Annotated in this window: 18 protein-coding genes and 3 tRNA genes; 10 read left to right on the top strand and 11 right to left on the bottom strand. The window is 71.1% G+C overall.

Going from position 1 to position 18,430, the window contains the following annotated elements; translation table 11 throughout:
- Nucleotides 1-31 precede the first annotated feature (31 nt).
- Nucleotides 32-478, top strand: coding sequence for a winged helix-turn-helix transcriptional regulator (locus tag HZZ10_RS02350; RefSeq protein WP_056129125.1), 447 nt, complete (start codon nucleotides 32-34; stop codon nucleotides 476-478).
- A gap of 22 nt (nucleotides 479-500) precedes the next feature.
- Here the strand turns inward: HZZ10_RS02350 and HZZ10_RS02345 are convergent, their stop codons facing one another.
- The 4 genes from HZZ10_RS02345 to HZZ10_RS02330 all read right to left on the bottom strand — a co-directional run bounded on the left by HZZ10_RS02345 (nucleotide 501) and on the right by HZZ10_RS02330 (nucleotide 5,262).
- A complete protein-coding gene (locus HZZ10_RS02345) occupies nucleotides 501-1,835 on the bottom strand; it encodes a carboxylesterase family protein (RefSeq protein WP_179912250.1) in 1,335 nt (444 codons plus the stop codon).
- Nucleotides 1,836-2,008: 173 nt separating this feature from the next.
- Nucleotides 2,009-3,259: a N(5)-(carboxyethyl)ornithine synthase gene (locus HZZ10_RS02340; RefSeq protein ID WP_179912249.1), complete on the bottom strand. Its 1,251-nt coding sequence runs from the start codon at nucleotides 3,257-3,259 to the stop codon at nucleotides 2,009-2,011.
- Between the two features lie 208 nt (nucleotides 3,260-3,467).
- Nucleotides 3,468-4,457, bottom strand: a complete 990-nt coding sequence (locus HZZ10_RS02335; protein WP_179912248.1) for an SDR family oxidoreductase — start codon at nucleotides 4,455-4,457, stop codon at nucleotides 3,468-3,470.
- Nucleotides 4,458-4,500: 43 nt separating this feature from the next.
- The gene (locus HZZ10_RS02330) at nucleotides 4,501-5,262 is read right to left on the bottom strand and encodes a sensor domain-containing protein (RefSeq protein WP_179912247.1); all 762 of its coding nucleotides are present in this window, start codon (nucleotides 5,260-5,262) and stop codon (nucleotides 4,501-4,503) included.
- Between the two features lie 212 nt (nucleotides 5,263-5,474).
- Between HZZ10_RS02330 and HZZ10_RS02325 the strand changes: the two genes are divergently transcribed.
- The 3 genes from HZZ10_RS02325 to HZZ10_RS02315 all read left to right on the top strand — a co-directional run bounded on the left by HZZ10_RS02325 (nucleotide 5,475) and on the right by HZZ10_RS02315 (nucleotide 6,785).
- Complete coding sequence (locus HZZ10_RS02325) at nucleotides 5,475-6,179, top strand: DUF429 domain-containing protein (RefSeq protein WP_179912246.1); 705 nt, start codon at nucleotides 5,475-5,477, stop codon at nucleotides 6,177-6,179.
- Nucleotides 6,180-6,258: 79 nt separating this feature from the next.
- Nucleotides 6,259-6,525 (top strand): type II toxin-antitoxin system Phd/YefM family antitoxin, encoded by a 267-nt coding sequence (locus HZZ10_RS02320; protein ID WP_179912245.1) that lies wholly within the window; start codon nucleotides 6,259-6,261, stop codon nucleotides 6,523-6,525.
- Complete coding sequence (locus HZZ10_RS02315; RefSeq protein ID WP_179912244.1) at nucleotides 6,522-6,785, top strand: type II toxin-antitoxin system RelE family toxin; 264 nt, start codon at nucleotides 6,522-6,524, stop codon at nucleotides 6,783-6,785. Before HZZ10_RS02320 ends, HZZ10_RS02315 begins: the two co-directional genes overlap by 4 nt.
- A 78-nt stretch (nucleotides 6,786-6,863) precedes the next feature.
- On the opposite strand, the gene HZZ10_RS02310 is transcribed toward HZZ10_RS02315, so the two are convergent.
- A tRNA-Met gene (locus HZZ10_RS02310) sits at nucleotides 6,864-6,937 on the bottom strand.
- Nucleotides 6,938-7,241: 304 nt separating this feature from the next.
- Between HZZ10_RS02310 and HZZ10_RS02305 the strand changes: the two genes are divergently transcribed.
- Together HZZ10_RS02305 and HZZ10_RS02300 are read left to right on the top strand one after the other, a co-directional pair.
- Entirely contained in the window at nucleotides 7,242-9,467 is a 2,226-nt protein-coding gene (locus tag HZZ10_RS02305) for an MMPL family transporter (RefSeq protein WP_179912243.1), read from the top strand.
- A 214-nt stretch (nucleotides 9,468-9,681) separates the two neighbouring features.
- Nucleotides 9,682-10,668, top strand: coding sequence for an aldo/keto reductase (locus HZZ10_RS02300; RefSeq protein ID WP_179912242.1), 987 nt, complete (start codon nucleotides 9,682-9,684; stop codon nucleotides 10,666-10,668).
- Between the two features lie 66 nt (nucleotides 10,669-10,734).
- Here HZZ10_RS02300 and HZZ10_RS02295 read toward each other — a convergent pair whose 3' ends face one another.
- The 4 genes from HZZ10_RS02295 to HZZ10_RS02280 form a co-directional block, all read right to left on the bottom strand.
- Nucleotides 10,735-12,846 carry a S9 family peptidase gene (locus tag HZZ10_RS02295; protein WP_179912241.1) on the bottom strand — a complete coding sequence of 704 codons (2,112 nt, stop codon included), beginning with the start codon at nucleotides 12,844-12,846 and terminating at the stop codon, nucleotides 10,735-10,737.
- Between the two features lie 123 nt (nucleotides 12,847-12,969).
- Nucleotides 12,970-13,043, bottom strand: a tRNA-Met gene (locus tag HZZ10_RS02290).
- Between the two features lie 61 nt (nucleotides 13,044-13,104).
- On the bottom strand, nucleotides 13,105-13,605 hold the full coding sequence (locus HZZ10_RS19985) for a DUF2249 domain-containing protein (RefSeq protein ID WP_308507465.1): 501 nt from the start codon (nucleotides 13,603-13,605) through the stop codon (nucleotides 13,105-13,107).
- On the bottom strand, nucleotides 13,595-13,864 hold the full coding sequence (locus HZZ10_RS02280; RefSeq protein ID WP_056129097.1) for a DUF2249 domain-containing protein: 270 nt from the start codon (nucleotides 13,862-13,864) through the stop codon (nucleotides 13,595-13,597). The genes HZZ10_RS19985 and HZZ10_RS02280 overlap by 11 nt, the downstream gene beginning before the upstream one ends.
- 181 nt (nucleotides 13,865-14,045) lie before the next feature.
- Here HZZ10_RS02280 and HZZ10_RS02275 point away from each other — a divergent pair, with 181 nt between their 5' ends.
- From HZZ10_RS02275 to HZZ10_RS02260, 4 genes are read left to right on the top strand one after another with little or no spacing between them, the layout of a single operon-like run.
- A complete protein-coding gene (locus HZZ10_RS02275) occupies nucleotides 14,046-14,384 on the top strand; it encodes a metal-sulfur cluster assembly factor (protein WP_235533829.1) in 339 nt (112 codons plus the stop codon).
- Nucleotides 14,378-15,511: a DUF8744 domain-containing protein gene (locus tag HZZ10_RS02270; protein WP_179912240.1), complete on the top strand. Its 1,134-nt coding sequence runs from the start codon at nucleotides 14,378-14,380 to the stop codon at nucleotides 15,509-15,511. Before HZZ10_RS02275 ends, HZZ10_RS02270 begins: the two co-directional genes overlap by 7 nt.
- On the top strand, nucleotides 15,508-16,923 hold the full coding sequence (locus tag HZZ10_RS19765) for a multicopper oxidase domain-containing protein (protein WP_218928343.1): 1,416 nt from the start codon (nucleotides 15,508-15,510) through the stop codon (nucleotides 16,921-16,923). Before HZZ10_RS02270 ends, HZZ10_RS19765 begins: the two co-directional genes overlap by 4 nt.
- Entirely contained in the window at nucleotides 16,924-17,364 is a 441-nt protein-coding gene (locus tag HZZ10_RS02260; protein WP_179912239.1) for a hypothetical protein, read from the top strand.
- 2 nt (nucleotides 17,365-17,366) lie between these two features.
- Here HZZ10_RS02260 and HZZ10_RS02255 read toward each other — a convergent pair whose 3' ends face one another.
- Both HZZ10_RS02255 and HZZ10_RS02250 read right to left on the bottom strand, forming a co-directional pair.
- On the bottom strand, nucleotides 17,367-18,083 hold the full coding sequence (locus HZZ10_RS02255; protein ID WP_179912238.1) for a helix-turn-helix transcriptional regulator: 717 nt from the start codon (nucleotides 18,081-18,083) through the stop codon (nucleotides 17,367-17,369).
- A 144-nt stretch (nucleotides 18,084-18,227) separates the two neighbouring features.
- Nucleotides 18,228-18,301, bottom strand: a tRNA-Met gene (locus HZZ10_RS02250).
- Nucleotides 18,302-18,430: the final 129 nt, after the last annotated feature.

Below are 18,430 nucleotides of genomic sequence, written 5' to 3'. Positions count from 1 at the left end.
GGTTTCTGATGCACGGTCGTATACTCGAGACATGGCCAGGACCGAGAACGTCGAGACCCACGACCCCGCCGCACCGCGCGAGGTCGGGACCGACGACCTCGAAGACTTCTCGGAGTTCGCCCCCGACGTCTTCCAGCGCGGCTGCAGCTCACGGCAGACCCTCGAGATCGTCGCGGCGAAGTGGGGCGTCCTCGCGCTCGCGGCCCTGCGCGACGGGTCCGTGCGCTTCAACGCGCTGCGCCGCAAGATCGACGGCGTGAGCGAGAAGATGCTGTCCCAGACCCTCCAGGCCCTCGAGCGCGACGGCCTGGTGGTCCGCGAGGTCCGCGAGACGATCCCGCCGCACGTCGAGTACAGCCTCACTGCGCTCGGCACCCAGGTGTCCGACAGCCTCGCCTCGCTCATCCGCGTCATCGAGGACGCCGTCCCCGAGGTGGTCGAGGCCCGCGAGGCCTACGACTCCCGCAAGCCCGCCTGAGCAGCGCAAGGTCGTCGACAGGTCACCGCACCGCTGTGCACCTGAGGACACCCGGGACTGACGCGTCCCGCCCTAGGTCGTCACCCCGGGCGAAGGCTCCCCACACAGCACGGACAGCTCGTGCCGCCTCCTGGACCTGGTCCCACGACGCCCCATCGACCAGCTCGGCTCGCGCCCAGGTCTTCTCGTCGCCGAAGAGCATCGGCAGGTCGACAGTGTGCGCGGCACCCCACGGGTTCCCGGGCGCGGACCACGACAGCACGTACCTGTGCACCCGCCCACCTGCTCGCGCGTGCCGACGGGCGAAGCGCCGCGCCGACCGCCCGTAGACGACCTCGGTGAGAGCAGCGACGAGGGCACGGCGCACGAGCGGCCCGACGACGGGCAGCGCGATCACCCGCTGGACCACGGGAACCTCGCGGACGAAGAGCCGAGCCTCTTCCGAGGTGCAGCCGATGAGCAGGTCGACCTCCTCGGCCACGGCGTCCCACGCGTCGTCGACGGCGTCTTCGGGCGGGAGCGGGTCGAAGCCGTACTGGGTGCCGAAGGGCATCGCAGCACGCAGCCCCGAACCCTTCGCGGTCTTCGCGACAGCAGACTGCCGGGCGACGACCTCGTCGACCGGGGTCTGCGCGGTGATGCCCTCGGCGGCCTCGAGCATCGCCGCGTTCATCGCGCTCCTCCCACGGGAGATGCCGAGCGGGGCGCTCTGGACGATCGCACGGGAGAACAACGACGCAGCCCCAGCCACCGCCATGAGGTGCGCGACGGCATCCCCGCCCGCCGACTGCCCGAAGACCGTCACCCGCGCAGGATCTCCCCCGAAGGCCTCGACGTTGCGCTGGACCCATCGCAGGGCCTCCACCTGGTCGAGCAGCCCGAGGTTCGCAGGGCGCCCGGCACGCCCTCCGAGGTACCCGAAGATCCCGAGCCTGTAGGTGACGGTCACCGCGACGACCCGCTGCTCGGCGACCAGGGGCGCCGGGTCCATCACCGGGACGTCACCGGCACCCGAGGTGTACGAGCCACCGTGGATCCAGACCATCACCGGGAGCCGCTCCCCGGCCTGGACGTCACGCGGCACCGTGACCGAGAGGTTCTGGCAGCTCTCGTCCGTCGCGAGCGAGCTGAAGTCACCGCCGAGCACCCGTTCGAGGAAGACCACCGGTGCCTGCGGGCACGCTGGCGCCCATCCTGTCGCCTCGAGCACCTCGGTCCTGTCGGCAGCCGGGACCGGCTCCTCGAACCGGCCCGCCGTGGCGTAGGGGATCCCCGTGGCGCGCAGCACGCCGGCGTCGGTGTCGACCCAGCCCACGACGGTCCCCGACGGTGGGGCGAAGGTCGGTCGCTCGGTCATGGTGCCCCTCTCGGTAGTCCTTGCGCGGGCAGCATCAAGGGTATCGACCACCTCAGCCTCTGGCTCGCCCCGCACTCCGCCGCGCTCCGCCCTGACCTGGTCGCGCGAGGTGCGTCTCCGGCGACCACCGTCTGAGCGGCCTGCGGGTCGCGGACCTCAGCCCTGCGGGACCGTCAGGCCTCCTGGGCGTGCGGGTACGCCTCGGCCCGGTGCTGGAACCTGAGGATCGCCGGGTTCTCGACGACCCCGTCACGAATCTCGATCGCACGCGCGACGGTCTCGTCGGACGCCCAGCCCGACGGTCCGCTCATGACCGAGCGCAGGAAGGGCAGCACGGCGTCGCTGATCTCCCAGGTCGCCGAGTTCCACAGGTACGAGGGGCTGTGGTCGACGGCGTAGTAGAGGATGTGGTCGCCCACCTCGAAGGTCGGCTCCGCGAAGGTCGTCGGCCGCGCCCAGGAGAACCCCATCCCCTCGTCGCACGACACGTCGACCACGAGGCTCCCCGGCCTGAACGCACCGAGGTCGTCCTCGCAGAGGTAGGTCAGCGGGGCGTCGGTGTCCTGCAGCGTGCAGTTCACGACGATGTCGAACTCCGCCAGGTAGGGGGCGAGCGGGACGCGCCCCTCCTCGGTCAGCACGTGGCTGAGGTTCGGGGCCGTCTCGTCGTGGTCCAGCTGGACGATGCGCGCCGAGTGGATCGGCGAGCCGACGGCTGCCACGTCGCGGTTGGTGAGCACGTGGACGTCGTGGACGCCGTGCGCCCTCAGCGCTGTCACGGCACCACGCGCCGTCGCGCCGAAGCCGATGACGATCGCGTTGAGGCGGCGTCCGTAGTCCCCCGTCGACCCGGCGAGCTGGAGCGCGTGCAGGACCGAGCAGTACCCGGCGATCTCGTTGTTCTTGTGGAACACGTGCAGCGCGAACCGCCCGTCCCCCGTCCAGTGGTTCATGGCCTCGAAGGCCACGAGGGTGAGGCGACGGTCGATCGCCTGCTGGGTCATCTCGACGTCCTGCACGCAGTGCGGCCACCCCCACAGCACCTGCCCCTCGCGCAGCTCCGCGAGCTCGTGCGCCTGCGGCTTGGGCAGGAGGACGACGTCCGACCTCTCGAGGAGCGCAGCGCGCGGCAGGACCTGACCGACCAGGCCTGACAGGCGCTCGTCCGTCATGCCGAAGGCCGAGCCGTAGCCGTTCTCGACGATCATCCTCTCGCGCAGGTCTGCGTCGATGCGATCGAGGTGCGAGGGGTGGATGGGCAGCCGACGCTCGTCGGTCTTCTGCGAGGTCGCGAGCACCCCGAGGGTGAGCAGCTCTCCGGGGACCTCGTGCGCCGGGACGTGCGCGGGCTCGTGCCCCGCCTCGAGGACAGCCTCGTCGCGCGGTTCGTGCTTCGGACCGGACTGCTCTGACCTGTCGGTCATCGTCGCTCCCTCACGGTCACCGCCATGGTGAACCGTTCCAAGAGTACGTCCGCACAGCGTCAAGAGCAGACCAAAGATCTCTCCACGGCTGTCGGCAGGAGGTCCCGTCGACCGTCACGGGACCTCCCGGCACGCACTCGGGCCAGGGCTTGGTGACAACCGCAGGGCGGCGCCCCGGCCCGGCGACGGGCGCAGACGAACCTCCACCTCAGACCCGGAACCGCTCCACCAGGTCGTCCATCACTGCGTCCATCCGTGCGTCGACCTGCCGTCGGGCCGGGTCCGCGTCGTGCCACGCGACGATCTCGCGCGCACCCTGCTCGAAGGTCGTGCGCGGCACGAACCCCGGGGCGACGCTGCGGATCTTGGCGTTGTCGAAGACCATCGAGTGCGCCTTGTCTCCGAGCAGCCCGGCACCCCACCCAGGGTCGACGGCCGCGATCGCGTCCGACGGCACGTGGACGATCTTCGCCTCGACCCCTGCTGCTCGCGCGAGCGACTGGGTGATGTGGTCCCACGTCAGCGCCTCGTCCGAGGTGATGTGGAAGGTGTCGCCGACGACCCTCGGGTTTGCCAGCAGCGGGACGAAGCCGAGCGCGAAGTCGTCGGTGTGCGTGATCGTCCACAGCGACGTGCCGTCACCGTGCACGACGACCTCCTTGCCGGCGCGCATCCGCTCGACCACGGTCCACCCGCCGTCGAGCGGGACGGAGGTCTGGTCGTAGGTGTGCGACGGTCGGACGATCGTGGCCGGGAACCCGGTGTCGCGGTACGCGGCGACGAGCAGGTCTTCGCACGCGATCTTGTCCTGGGAGTAGCCCCAGAACGGGTTGCGCAAGGGCGTGGACTCGAGGACCGGGCTGCGGGCGGGCGGCGTCTGGTACGCCGAGGCGGAGCTGATGAAGACGTACTGCCCGGTCCTGCCGGTGAAGAGGTCGACGTCCTGCTGCACGTGGCCGGGGGTGAAGGCCACCCAGTCCACGACAGCGTCGAAGTCACTCCCGCCGAGCGCCTCGCGCACCGACCCTGGGTCGCGGACGTCGGCGCGCACCGAGCGCACCTCCGCCGGGAGAGGACGGGTCGTTGACGACCCGCGGTTGAGCACGGTGACGTCGTAGCCGCGCTCGACAGCGAGCCGCACGCTCGCCGAGCTGATGACGCCGCTGCCACCGATGAACAAGACTGTGGGTGCACTCATCGTCCGACACTATCGGCGCGACGGCGATCACGCCCGGAGATGGTCAGCGCGCGACGGTCAGGGTCGGCTCGTCGAGCAGCGTCCGCGCGAACCCTGCCTGAAGGCGTGCCATCGCCCGGGTCATCGGCAGCAGGGTCAGCAGGAAGACGATCCCTGCGGCGAGCTTGAAGCCTGTCGAGTTGAGCATCTCGAGGGCATCACGGGCGGCGCCGCTGAGGTCGTCGTTGCCGGTGTTCTCCGGGAGGAACCTCACCCAGGCGTAGACGGTCGTCCCCGCGACGGCGCCGACCCACCAGGTGACCGTGACGGTGAAGGTGACGATCGACAGGATCCAGCCAGTCAGCGCGTGCACGGTCTCCCGCCAGCCCTGGGGGTCGCGCAGCGACGCGAGGACGCGGCGCGTCGACGACGGGCGCTCCGCGCCGACAGGTGCACCCGGTCCGGGCGCTGCCGCTCGACGAGGCTCCGCGAGAGGCAGGTCTCCGGCGAGCACGGCACGTCGCACCGTCCTGCTCCGCTCGACCGAGGCGAACCACCGCGCGACGACCAGCACACCCGCCGCGATCGGCAGCCCCACCCAGAAGACCATGAGCGGCACGGCGACGGCGAGCCCTGTGAAGACCACGACGAAGGCGACCAAAGACCACGGGAGCGTCACCAGCACGTACGCCGTATCGGCGCCGAGGCTGCGGATGCGGCGCACGACGGCGGTCCACGGCGTGCTCGCCTCCGTCTGCCACGGCTGGTCGGCCGGGTCCGGAACACTGTCTGCGCGGTGCGGGAGGCGCGCGGTCGTCTCGATCATGAGTCCATCCTCCTCGCCCCTGCGTCCCGCGACCATCAGGTCAGCCACCCAGTCTTGAGGTAGGGCTGTCCCTACCAGCCACAGCGCCTCGCGCTCCTCGCCCCCCGCCCCCGGGAGCACTGGCTCGTTCTCCTCCCTCCCTCAGGCGGCTCTGGGCTGCCGGCCCTGTCCCCAGCCCGCGCGCTCAGCACGCACCTGGTACTCCTAGAACCATGACCAAGACGACCCGGGTGCTCGGGGTGGACGCGTGCCGGGCCGGCTGGGTCGGCGTGGCATGGGACGGCGACGGCGCGACGGCGCTCGCCGCGCAGGACATCGGCTCGCTCGTCGCTGCTGCCGAGCTCGGCGGTCGTGTCTCGGTCGTGGCGATCGACATCCCGATCGGCCTCCCGGACACCGGTCGACGGCAGGCCGACGTCCTGGCGAAGCTGGAGATCGGACGGTTGCGCTCGTCGGTCTTCATGACCCCGGTCCGCCCCGCCCTCGAGGCGGACGACCACCCGAGCGCCGTAGTCCTGAACCGCGAGCTCGCCGGCGAAGGCGTCTCGATCCAGGCCTTCGGGCTGCGGTCGAAGGTGTTCGAGGTCGAACGGTTCGTCCGCAGCCCGGCATGCGAGGACCGCACGGTCCTCGAGGTGCACCCCGAGGTGGTCTTCGCCCGGATGAACGGCGCCCCGCTGACCGACCGCAAGAAGACCTGGGCGGGTGCCGAGACACGCAGGGCACTGCTCGCCGAGCGCGGCCTGGTCCTGTCGGGGGCGGGCGGGCTGTCCGGTGTCGACGTGGGGGTCGACGACGTCCTCGACGCCGCTGCGACGGCCTGGACCGCGCGTCGTCACACCCGCGGCCAGTCCGAGGCGCTCCCTGCGACCCCTGAGATCTTCAGCGACGGATGGCCCGCCGCGATCTGGGTGTAGGCGAGCCGGCGTCGTCGGGTTCATCCACAGGCACATCGCCTTGCTGACATCGACCCATGCGGTGACTAGGATCATGGTCATGACAACCACCTCGTTGGCCTCCGTGAAAGCCCGGCTCTCGTCGTACGTCGACTCCGTCCACGACACGCACGAGCGTGTGGTGATCACCCGCCACGGCGAACCTGCTGCGGTGCTCATCTCTCCCGACGACCTCGCCTCTCTCGAGGAGACCATCGCTGTGCTCTCCGATCCCGCAGCCATGGCAGAGCTCGCCGAGGCACAGGCCGCTGTGGCCGCAGGCGACGTCGTGCCGCTCGACCAGGTGACGATGCGACAGACCTCGTGACGTATCGGGTCCTCCTCGCCCCTCCAGCCCGACGAGCCCTGGAGACGACCCTGCCCGAGGCGGTCGCAGCAGCCGCCTGGGAGTTCATCCGAGGCCCCCTCGCAGAAGGGCCTCTGCGCGTCGGCAAGCCCCTCCAGGGCGAGCTCACCGGGATGTGGTCGGCGCGCCGTGGCGAGTACCGGATCGTCTACACGGTCCAAGGAGACGTGGTCACGATCACCGTCCTGAGGATCTCTCACCGCAGGGACGCCTACCGCTGAGCTGCTGAGCGAGACGTCCGCCGCCTAGGACGCAACGCAGAACGGCCCCCGATCGATGATCGAGGGCCGTTCTTCTTGTAGCGGGGACAGGATTTGAACCTGCGACCTCTGGGTTATGAGCCCAGCGAGCTACCGAGCTGCTCCACCCCGCGTCGGTGATCCCTACTCTACGCCATCTGGGCCCGAGGTCCAACCAGACCTCCCCCGGGGGCCTCGGCACCCTCACCGGCGCCTCCGACCAGCCCCGGCAGCCCTCAGCGCCGGCGGGCACCGCGGGCCCCCTCTCCGCGTCCCCCCTCCCGGCACCCTGCGCTGTCGACCGAGCCGCACGGGTCGACAGACCGCGCCCTGCTACCGCGCCTGCGGTACCGACGATCAACCACCTGCCGGATTCGCCGAGGACCCGCCACGAGCAGGATCGGTAGCGATCGCAACCCCCTGCCCCAAGGAGTGCCCATGTCCACGTTCCTCTCTCGTCTCGGGCGCTCGAGCGCCCGGCACCGGCTGGTGGTGGTCGGTGTCTGGCTGGCCGTCTTCGCCGGGCTCGCCGGGATCCTCGGGGTCAACGGCTCCGGCGACAGCGCCCCGCAGACCATCCCCGGGTCGCGCGCCTCGCAGGCCCTGGAGGTCATGAACCGGGAGTTCCCGGCTGCGCAGGCCCCACCCGAGAACACCCTCCAGCTGGTCTTCGCGCCCCAGGACGCCGAGGTCACCGACCCAGGCGTCTCGTCGCAGATCGACAGCGTGCTGGCCGAGGCGGCCTCGCTGCCCGGTGTCGAGTCGGTCTCGGACCCCTTCGCCCCCGACGCGCCCTACACCTCCCCAGACGGCACCCTGGCGGTGGCGACCCTGATCTACGGCGACCTCTCCGACGACGCCCAGGTCACCTCCTACGACGCGGCCCTCGCCCTCCAGGAGTCCGCACCGGCCGACCTCGGGGTCGAGCTCGGCGGCAACCTCGTCCCGCTCGGGGCGGAGTCCGGCCCCGGCGAGGTCGTGGGAGTCCTCATCGCCTTCCTGGTCCTGGTCCTGACCTTCGGCTCGATGCGGGCCGCGGGGGCGAACCTGCTCATCGCGGTCTTCGGCGTGGGTGTCGGGCTCGTCGGTGTGCTGGCCTACGGCTCAATCACCCCGATCGGGGAGAACTCGATCATCCTCGCCTCGATGCTCGGACTGGCCGTGGGCATCGACTACTCCCTGTTCATCCTGTCCAGGTTCCGCACCGAGCTGCGCTCGGGCCGCTCGGTCGAGGACTCGATCGCCCGCGCCACGGGCACCGCCGGGACCGCCGTCGTCTTCGCCGGCCTGACAGTCATCGTCGCCCTGGCCGCGCTCATGGTCGCCGGCATCGACTTCGTCACCGAGATGGGCATGGCCGGAGCCTTCGGCGTCCTGGTCGCCGTCCTGCTCTCCCTGACTCTGCTGCCGGTCTTCATGAAGACGCTCGGGGTCAAGGCACTGTCCAAGAAGCACCGGAAGGACCTGGCCGCCGGAGTGGTCTTCGACGAGGACACCACCCCGAAGCACGGCTTCGTGCGGCGCTGGGGGCAGGCCGTCGTGCGCCGCCCCGTGATCTCGCTGGTCACCGGAGTGCTGGTGCTGGTCGTGGTCGCCCTGCCGATGCTCTCCATGAAGACCGCCTTCAACGTCCCCGGCGGCACCGACCCCGAGTCGACCGAGCGCGCCGCCTACACCCTCATCCTCGACGAGCTCGGTGGCGTCCAGAGCCCGTTGATCGTCCTGGCCGAGGGCGACGACGTCGCCTCGAGCACCACCGCCCTCGAAGACCAGCTCACCGGCATGGCCGGCGTGGCTCAGGTGACCCCGGCCGAGGTCAGCGCCGACGGCCAGACCGCCCGCATCACCCTCATCCCCACAGGCGGTCCCATCGACGACTCCACCAAGGACCTCGTCCACCAGCTGCGCGAGGACGCCGACTCGATCTCCGGCATCCACCTCGAGGTCACGGGCGAGACAGCCATCGGCATAGACCAGGACGCCGCACTGTCCGACGCCCTGGTCACGTACCTCGTCGTCATCGTGCTCATCTCCCTCGCCCTGCTGGTCCTGCTGTTCCGCTCCCTGCTCATCCCCCTCGTGGCCACCCTCGGCTTCCTGCTCTCCGTCGGAGCCTCCTTCGGCGCTTCCGTCGCGGTCTTCCAGTGGGGCTGGCTGCCCGCCCTGGTCAACGCACCCCAGGGCGACCCGATGCTCTCCCTCCTGCCGATCCTGCTCGTCGGGGTGCTCTTCGGTCTCGCGATGGACTACCAGGTCTTCCTCGTCTCACGCATCAAGGAGATGCACGACCGCGGCCTCACCCCCAAGGACGCCGTCGTCGAGGGCTTCTCGCGCTCGGCCCCGGTGCTCGTGGCAGCCGCCACGATCATGACGGTCGTCTTCGCAGGATTCGCGACGAGCACCTTCTCGGTCGCCGCGTCGATCGCCTTCGGGCTCATGGTCGGCGTCCTGGCCGACGCCTTCATCGTCCGCCTCGTCCTCATGCCAGCCCTGCTCTCCCTCCTGGGCAAGAGCGCCTGGTACATGCCCCGCTGGCTCGACAAGATCCTCCCCAGCGTCGACGTGGAGGGGCACGCGGTCGAGCACGCCTCGGCACCGATCGCAGGCGACGACGAGCCGTCGCAGACAGGCGACAGGGACAGCCTGCAGGGCACGCACGTCTGACCTGGGGTCCTGACCTGCAGGTGCGACCTGCCCTCTCACGAGCGGTCTGGGGCCACGGCCCCAGACCGCTCGTGCGCAGCTCGTGTCATTGGACGGGCCTTGGAGGCAGGTGCTGGGCAACGGGGTACCAGCAGCCCCTGCCTCTCCGCCCAGACCCGTCCTAGCGTGGTCCAGGTCAGCACCACGAGCACCACCGACCACCACGGAGGACCAGATGCACACTCGAACTCTCGGCCAGGGCCTGCAGGTCTCCGCGGTCGGCCTGGGCGCGATGGGCATGTCGATGAGCTACGGGCCGAACCCTGGCACGCGCGACGAGATGATCGCCGTGCTGCGCGGGGCTGTCGACCGCGGCGTGACCTTCTTCGACACCGCGGAGGTCTACGGCCCCTACGTCAACGAGGAGCTGGTCGGCGAGGCTCTCGCACCGGTCCGCGACGAGGTGGTGATCGCCACGAAGTTCGGCTGGCACATCGAGGACGGGCACATGGTCGGTCTCGACAGCCGCCCCGAGCAGATCCGCCGGGTCGCCGACGCCTCGCTGCGCAGGCTCCGGACCGACACGATCGACCTGTTCTACCAGCACCGCGTGGATCCCGACGTCCCCGTCGAAGAGGTCGCGGGGGCCGTGGCCGAGCTCGTCCAGGCGGGCAAGGTCCGCCACCTCGGGCTCTCCGAGGCGGGCGCCGGGACGATCCGCCGCGCCCATGCCGTCCACCCCGTCACCGCCGTCCAGAGCGAGTACTCGTTGTGGACCCGTGACCCTGAGCCCGAGGTCCTGCCCACGCTCGCCGAGCTCGGGATCGGGTTCGTCCCCTTCAGCCCGCTCGGCAAGGGGTTCCTCACGGGCTCGGTCGACACCTCGACCACCTTCAGCGAGGGCGACATCCGCAACCGCGTGCCGCGCTTCACTGCCGAGAACCTCGCCGCGAACCAGGCGCTGGTCGACCACGTCCGCGCCCTCGCGACGATCAAGGGCAGCACGCCGGGGCAGGTCGCGCTCGCGTGGCTGCTCGCCCAGCAGCCGTGGATCGTCCCGATCCCCGGCACCCGCCGGATCGAGCGCGTCGAGGAGAACGCCGGCGCGACCACCCTCGCGCTCTCGGCCGACGAGGTCGCCGACCTCGACGCCCTCACCCGGACCGTCCCGGTGAGCGGCAACCGCTACGACGACTCCGGCATGGCGATGGTCGGCCTGTAGGGAGCCCGCGCGACGATGGCTGAGGGGCCGCACCCGACCTGGGTGCAGCCCCTCGCTCGTCGTTGCTCAGACGCCGTCGACCATCGGGCTCACGGGCAGGTGCTGCGCCCACCACGCCAGCACGTGCTCGAGCCGCTGGAGCCTGTGCTGCGGGCGGCCGGACCGGGTGAGCTCGTGCCCCTCCCCCGGGAACAGCAGCAGCTCGGACTCGACACCGCGCCGCTTGAGCTCGACGAACCACCGCTGCCCCTGCTCTACGGGGCAGCGCCAGTCCTGCTCGGAGTGGATCACGAGGGTCGGTGTGGTCACCTTCGCCACGTGCGCCATCGGAGACTGCGCGGCGACACGGGCTCGGGCCTCGTCGGTGTCCCCGTCGCCCAGGTACTCGAGCCCGAAGAACCAGCCGATGTCGCTCGACCCGACAAAGCTGACAGGGTCGAGGAAACCGCGCTCGACGATGGCTGCTTCAAAACGGTCGGTCCGGGTGGTGAGCCACGCCGTGAGGTACCCGCCGTAGGAGCCACCCATGACGCCGACCCTGTCCGCGTCGAGGGCGGGGTCGGTCAGAGCGGCGTCGAGCAACGCGAGCACGTCCTCGGTGTCGACGGTGCCGAAGGCGTGGCGGATGGCCGAGCCGTGCGCGGAGCCGTAGCCGGCCGCGCCGCGCGGGTTGCCGTAGACCACGGCGTAGCCGGCCTCGGCGAGGGTCTGCACCTCGTCGAAGAGCGCGACCGTGTACTGCGCGAAGGGCCCTCCGTGGATCATGAGGATCGTCGGGTGCGGCCCTGCGCCGAATCGCTCGGGGTCCGGGGTGACCACCCAGCCGTGGACGGGGTAGCCGTCAGGCGCCGTGCTGGTCACCTCGACGGGCTCGCGCACGCGCCCCGTGGCACGCAGCGGCGCGGACCAGTCGGTCAGCGTGCCCGTGGCCCCGGTCTGCAGGTCGACCACGTGCACGTCGCCCGACGTCGCTGGGCTGGCGACAGTCGCGACGGCGAGTGCTGAGCCCGCTCCAGGCTCCGCTCCCGCCACGTGTGACGCACCGGTTCCGCCGGGCGAGCTCGCCGCCGGCGCCCTCGTCGCGGCACCGTGCACGACCACGTCCCCGCCGAGGAGCTCGCGTGCCGCGCCGTCGACCTGCAGCTCGTGGAGCACCACGGTCCCACGGCGGAGCTCACCGACCAGGACGCCGTGGGCTGTGGCGGCGAAGGTTGCCGGGTCGAGGTCCACGGCTTCCTCGTCGGTCACCCGGGCCGGCACGCCCACGGGAGCCGGCGCGCCGTCCTGCGTGGTCAGCGGCAGGTGGAACAGGCCGGTCTGGCGCGCCACGAAGTCTCGTCCCGACGGCCCCATGTCCTGGGCCAGGAGCCAGAGGGCCGAGCCGTCGGCCGACGGGAGCGCAGCGGCGACGGCGAGGGTCGACCCAGAGTCGGCATCCGTCAGCGGTCGCAGCGTCGGGTCCCCCTCGGGTGCGGTGTCGACGACCACGGCGTCCGAGCGCCGGTCCTGGTGCCGAGCGGTGTGCCTCGCCCCGACCGCGACGACGTGCCGGCCGTCGGGCAGCCAGGCGATGCTCGTGAGGTCGACGTCACCGTCGGTCACCTGCCGTGCGGTCGGCCCTGCGTCCTGCGCTGCGGGCACCGCCGTCCGGGAGGCCGGGTCGACCGGGACGTCGACGACGAACAGCTGGCGGCGCTTGTCGTGCGTGAATCCGACGCCGTCGTGACGATACGTGAGCTCGGTGATGTGGCGCGGAGGCTCCGCACCGGGGTTGCCGCCGGGGACGTAGCGCCCCTCGTCGGGGACCCGTGCCAGGAAGGCGAGCATCGACCCGTCCGGGCTGAGCTGCGGGCCGCCCGCGCCGAGAGGCAGGTCGGTCAGCCGGACGGGCTCGCCCCCGGACGCCTCGACCACGTGCACCTGGGGCCGCCCCTCGGGCTCGGCGCGCAGGAAGGCCACCCACCGCCCGTCGGGCGAGACCTGCGGCTCGGTGTCCCGGTGCCCTCGCGTGAGTCGCACGGGCGGCGTCGAGCCGTCGACGGCGATCCTCCAGAGCTGGCCGACGTACTCGTCGAGGTCCAGGTCTGGAGCGGTCCTGGCCACGACGACGAAGGTGCCGTCAGGGGCGAGTGCCGGAGTTCCGGGGGCGTGCAGCAGGGAGAGGTCGGCGGGGATCATGGATCGACCGTAGTACGACCTCCCGACGTCGAGCGATCGGTCCTGACGGGGACGGGCACCTGACAGGGGACGAGAGAGGCCCTCCTGGTCGGAACCAGGAAGGCCTCTCTCGCACTGCATCTGTAGCGGGGACAGGATTTGAACCTGCGACCTCTGGGTTATGAGCCCAGCGAGCTACCGAGCTGCTCCACCCCGCGTCGGTACTCACCATCCTACGCCACCGCGGGGTGCACCTCAGCCATCAGGACCTGCGGGCGGCTACGCCTCCGCGATCCGTCCGATGCGGACCCTCCAGACCTCAGGCCCCTCCTCGAGATACTCCCAGGTGAACGCGTCGGGGCTCTCGGCCGCGAGCTGGTAGTACAGCGGCTTCGGGTCGTGGTCGTTGACGAGGACGAAGCCCGTGCCGAAGGGCAGCTGGTCGAAGGTCGTGAAGATCAGCGCGTGGCGGGTGCGCGGGATCTCGGTACGGACGTCGACGATGCGGTCTGGTGTCAGGGTCATCAGTGGTTCCTCCGGTGCGTGGGCGAGGTCCGCGAGCCGTTGCTCGACGCGGGCGACGTGGTGCATGGTGCCGTCCAGGCGCAGCGCCTGGTCCGGGTGACGGTGCCGGAGCAGGACCCAGCCGTCGGCAGCCAGCCGCCCGGCATCCTGCGGGCGACCTGCCTCGGCGAGCGCACGGCACGCGCGGGCGAGCGTCCGGGCGAGCCCGTCGACGACGTCGACGGCCGGCGCGGTCGACGAGCCGTCAGTCGGCACGGGTGATCGCGACACGCCACTGGAGGGGCCCGGCCTCGAGATAGGTCCACTCGAAGGCACCGGGCCAGAGGGCCTCGGTCTGGTAGCGCAGCGGCTTGGGGTCGTGGTCGTTGCGGATGACGAAGGTCTCGCCGTCCGCGAGCGCCTGCAGACGGGCGAAGATCACGTCGTGCCGTGCGCCGTGCGGCAGCGTCCGCACGTCGAGGTCGAGCGACCCGCTGTCGTCGACGGGGTCTGGCAGTGCGGCTTCAGATGACATCGGAGCTCCTCGGGGTGGCGGACGAACTAGCACATCTTGTTTTTACTACTCGACTAGTGAAAACTACACCCATGCCAGGTGCCCACCGCAAGCCCGCCGTGCCAGAGCCCGTCCCGACCACCACGCCAGGCGCGTCCCCTGGCTCGCCCGCCACGCTCGGCTCCCCACGCCCTGATGCCACGTGAGCCGCGACCTGCTCTCCGTCACCCGGTTCCTCGCACCCGGGACCGAGACCGCCCAGCTCCGGGAGGAGCTGCGCTCGGTCATCGACCCTGAGCTGGGGATCGACATCGTCTCGCTGGGGCTCGTGTACGGGGTGGAGCTCAACGGCAGGGTGGCTGCCGTCGTGATGACCACCACCACCCCTGCCTGCCCCCTGGGTGAGTACCTGACCGACGAGGTGCGCAGGGTCCTCGTGGAGAGCGGCGCCGTGGACCGTGTGGAGGTCGTCATCACCCACGCACCTGCGTGGTCTGCCGACATGATGAGCGCCGAGACCAAGCAGGCCTTCGGATGGTGACCGCGACCACGCCCGCCGTCGCCCGGCCCGACGGCCAGCAGCGCACGGCGCGCCGCATCCCGATCTTCGTGGCTGCCCTGCTCTGCCTGCTCGCAGCCCTGTGGGGAGGCCTTCTCCTCCTCGGGCTCCCGCTGCCGACCCTCGCGAGCAGCACAGCCTCCGACCACGGGCCGCTCATCACCCTCGGCTTCCTCGGGACCGTCATCTCGCTCGAGCGGGCCGTCGCGCTCGGCAGGTCCTGGGGCTTCCTCGCCCCCGCCGTCTCAGGGGCCGGAGGCCTCGCCCTGCTCGTCGGTCAGCCGCTCGCCGGACGCCTGCTCCTCTGCCTCGCGTCCGTCCTCCTCTGCGTGATCTACCTCGTCGTGCACAGGATCCAGCCGGCCTTCCACCTGCGCGTGATGGCTCTGGGAGCACTCTGCTGGTACGTCGCGACAGTGCTGTGGCTCGCCGGGTGGACAGTGCCCCGCATGGTCCCGTGGCTCGCGGGCTTCCTGGTCCTGACGATCCTCGGCGAACGCCTCGAGCTGGCACGGGTGGGCATGCTCCGCCCGTCGGCGGTACGCCAGCTCGCCGCCGCGGGCGCACTGTTCCTCGTCGGCCTCCTGGTCGCCACGGCGTTCCCCGAGACATCGACGGGGACCCGTCTCGCCGGCGCCGGGATGCTCGCCCTGGCCCTGTGGGGAGCAGCGCACGACGTCGCCCGCCGCACCGTCCGCGTGCCGGGCGTCACGCGGTTCATGGCGGTGTGCCTGCTGGCCGGGTACGTGTGGCTCGCGGTCGGCGGGACGATCTGGCTCGTCGCGGGCGACCTCGGCTCGAGCCTCGCCGTCTACGACTCCGGGCTCCACGCAGTCTTCCTCGGCTTCGTCATGTCGATGATCTTCGGGCACGCGCCCGTGATCGTCCCGGCGGTCCTGCGGGTGCGCCTGCCGTTCCACCCCTCCTTCTACGCGCACGTCGTCCTGCTGCACACGGCTCTCGCCGCCCGACTCGTCGGCGGGGACGCGCTCGGGTCGAACCCGTGGTGGACAGGCGGCGGGATCGCGACCGAGGTCGCCGTCGTCCTCTTCCTCGTCGCCTCGGCCACCGCGGTCGTCAGGGCACGTCGCACGGGACGGACAGCGTGAGCACCACGACGGCGGAACCCGGACCTGCACCCGCCACCCAGCCGGCCGCCGACCGCAGAGGGCTGCTCGGAGGGCTCGCCCTCGGTGCGCTCATGGTCGTCGTCGCCCTGGTGGTCGCGCTCACCGGACCCGGGGTCCCCAGCTCTCGGTCTGCCACCGTCACCGGTGCCGCAGGGACGCAGACCATCCAGGTGACCCTGGCCGGGATGCGCGTCTCCCCGGCGGTGATCGAGATCGCGGCCGGGACCCACGTCGTCCTCGAGGTCACGAACACCGACGGCATGCGGCACGACCTCGCACTCGCCACCGGGCAGCAGACACCCATGCTCGCCACCGGAGAGTCCGCGACCCTCGACCTCGGCGTCGTCGACGCCGACACCGAGGGGTGGTGCACAGTCCCCGGTCACCGGGCGGCAGGCATGACCCTCGACATCCTCACGACTGGGGCCTCGGCTGCGCCGGACGACGGCGCCAGCACCGACGACGGCCACGACATGGCAGCCATGCCCAGCGCAGGTACCGAGACGGACGACTCCGTCACGGTCGACCCGCAGGCAGTCCCCGGACCCGACTGGCAGCCCTTCGACCCGGAGCTCGCACCCCTGCCCGGCGGCACGGAGCACGCTGTGCGGATGGTGGTCACCGACACCGTGACCGAGGTCGCCCCGGGCGTCCGACAGACCCTGTGGACCTTCGACGGGTCGGCACCCGGTCCCACGCTCCACGGCTCCGTCGGCGACCTCTTCACAGTCACGTTCGTCAACGAGGCGAGCATGGGCCACAGCATCGACTTCCACGCCGGCACGCTCGCCCCCGACGAGCCGATGCGGACGATCGACCCGGGCCAAGAGCTGACCTACCAGTTCGTCGCGGCAGGTTCGGGTGCCTGGCTCTACCACTGCAGCACCGCGCCGATGTCGCTGCACATCGCCAACGGGATGTACGGGGCTGTCATCATCGAGCCGCCGGGCCTCCCCCCGGTCGACACCGAGCTCGTGCTCGTCCAGTCCGAGCTCTACCTCGGCCCCCAGGACGGCACTGCCGACGAGGATGCGATCGCCGCGGAGGCCCCGAGCGCCGTCGTGTTCAACGGCTACGTCGACCAGTACGTGCACGCCCCGATCGCCGTCCGCGCGGGTGAGCGCATCCGCATCTGGGTCGTCGACGCCGGACCGCAGGAAGCCACAGCCTTCCACGTCGTCGGCGGTCAGCTCGACACCGTCTTCAAAGAAGGTGCCTATCTGCTGCGGCCCGGGAACGCCGAGCAGGGCCGCGCCCAGGTGCTCGACCTCGCCCCCGCCCAGGGTGGCTTCGTCGAGCTCATCCTGCCCGAGCCCGGGCACTACACCTTCGTGGACCACGCGATGGTCGACGCCGAGCGTGGAGCCCGCGGGATCCTGGAGGCGTCGTAGGTGCTCACCGTCTGGTCGCTCGTGCGGTTCGTGCACGTCCTCGGTGCCATCCTCTGGGTGGGTGGTCAGCTCACCGTCTCGGCTCTCGTCCTGCCCGTCGCGCGCAGGCGTCTCGGTGAGGAGCAGCGCGCGGCCCTCATGCGGAGCCTGGGCATGCGCCTCGGCATCGTGACGGTGGTCGCCTTCATCCCGCTGCAGGTGACCACCGGCGTCCTCCTCGCAGCGCACAAGGGCGTGACGATCGGCTCGCTCGCAGAGCCGGGCTACGGACGGATGCTCGCCGGCAAGCTCACGGCCTTCGTGCTCGTCATGCTCGCCGCAGCCCTGCACGGCTGGGCCACCGGGGCCGGGCGGCGGACGCTCGCCCGCGCGCTCGCAGTCTCGACCCTGGTCGGCTCGGTCGGTGTGGTCCTGCTGGCCACGGCCCTGCCGATCACCTGAGCTCAGCCCTCGTCGCCCCGGTCGTCCACCTCAGGATCGCGCGCCGAGGTCGTCGCACTCCTCTCGATCCGTGCGACGCACAGCGTCGGTTCGACGAAGGGGTCCAGACCGGTCGCCTGCCACGGCGAGCGGAGCTCGGCGAGGGCTCCCTGCATGAGTCCGAGGTGGAGCGCGCACACGACGTCGGTGTGCCGGACCGCCACGTCCCGGAACGGGCAGTGACGGAGGTTGACGACAGCGACAGGACCGTCCTGCAGGGTCTCGGGGGCGAAGCCGACGTCGTCGAGGACTCGCTCCAGACGCGCGAGGCTCTCCTCGTCCGAGGCCCGCTGCGAGGGCAGGTCGCTCTCGACCAGATGGCGACCCCAGTCGCGTCCGGCCTCAGCGGCCTGTGCCCGCCCACCGCCCATCGTCACGACAAGACCGGTGAGCATCTCCGCGAGGAGTCCGTAGCTCGTCGGCCCGGACGCCTCGCCACGCGCGGCGTAGAGGACGCGCCGCCGACCAGGTGTCGTACGTTCCTCGGTCTCCCGCGTCGCCAACCCGTCGTCGACGAGCCCGTCGAGGTGGAACCGTGCGGTGTTCGGGTGCAGACCTGTCGCCGCGGCGAGGTCGAGGACACCGAGCGGTCCGCGGGCGGCCCGGAGCCTGTCGAGCACCTCCGCGCGCCGCGACCCGAGGGGCTGGCCGGACGGCGCGTCCGTGAGGCCTCCGGGCATCGCCAGCGCCTCCCCCAGCCATGAAAAAACGACGGTCGTCGGGTCAAAGCCTACAGCGCTGACGCCACCCGACAGCGACGAAGACCCTGCCTCTCGAGGGAGACAGGGTCTTCGTGTCGTACATCGTGCGGTTCACTTCACAAGTAGCGGGGACAGGATTTGAACCTGCGACCTCTGGGTTATGAGCCCAGCGAGCTACCGAGCTGCTCCACCCCGCGTCGGTAAAGACAACGTTACGTCGCGTGGGCCGGGAGTCCAAGTCGATCGTGCCCGTAGAGCGTGTGACTCCGCTCTCAACCCTGGCCAGGATCGTCGACATGACCCGGTGAGGTCGACCGTCCACCAGC

It is taken from the genome of Sanguibacter inulinus (assembly GCF_013415325.1).
Classification (GTDB): Bacteria; Actinomycetota; Actinomycetes; order Actinomycetales; family Cellulomonadaceae; genus Sanguibacter; species Sanguibacter inulinus.
The sequence above is the reverse complement of the archived record's forward strand: the minus strand, read 5'-3'. Positions and strand labels throughout refer to the sequence as shown.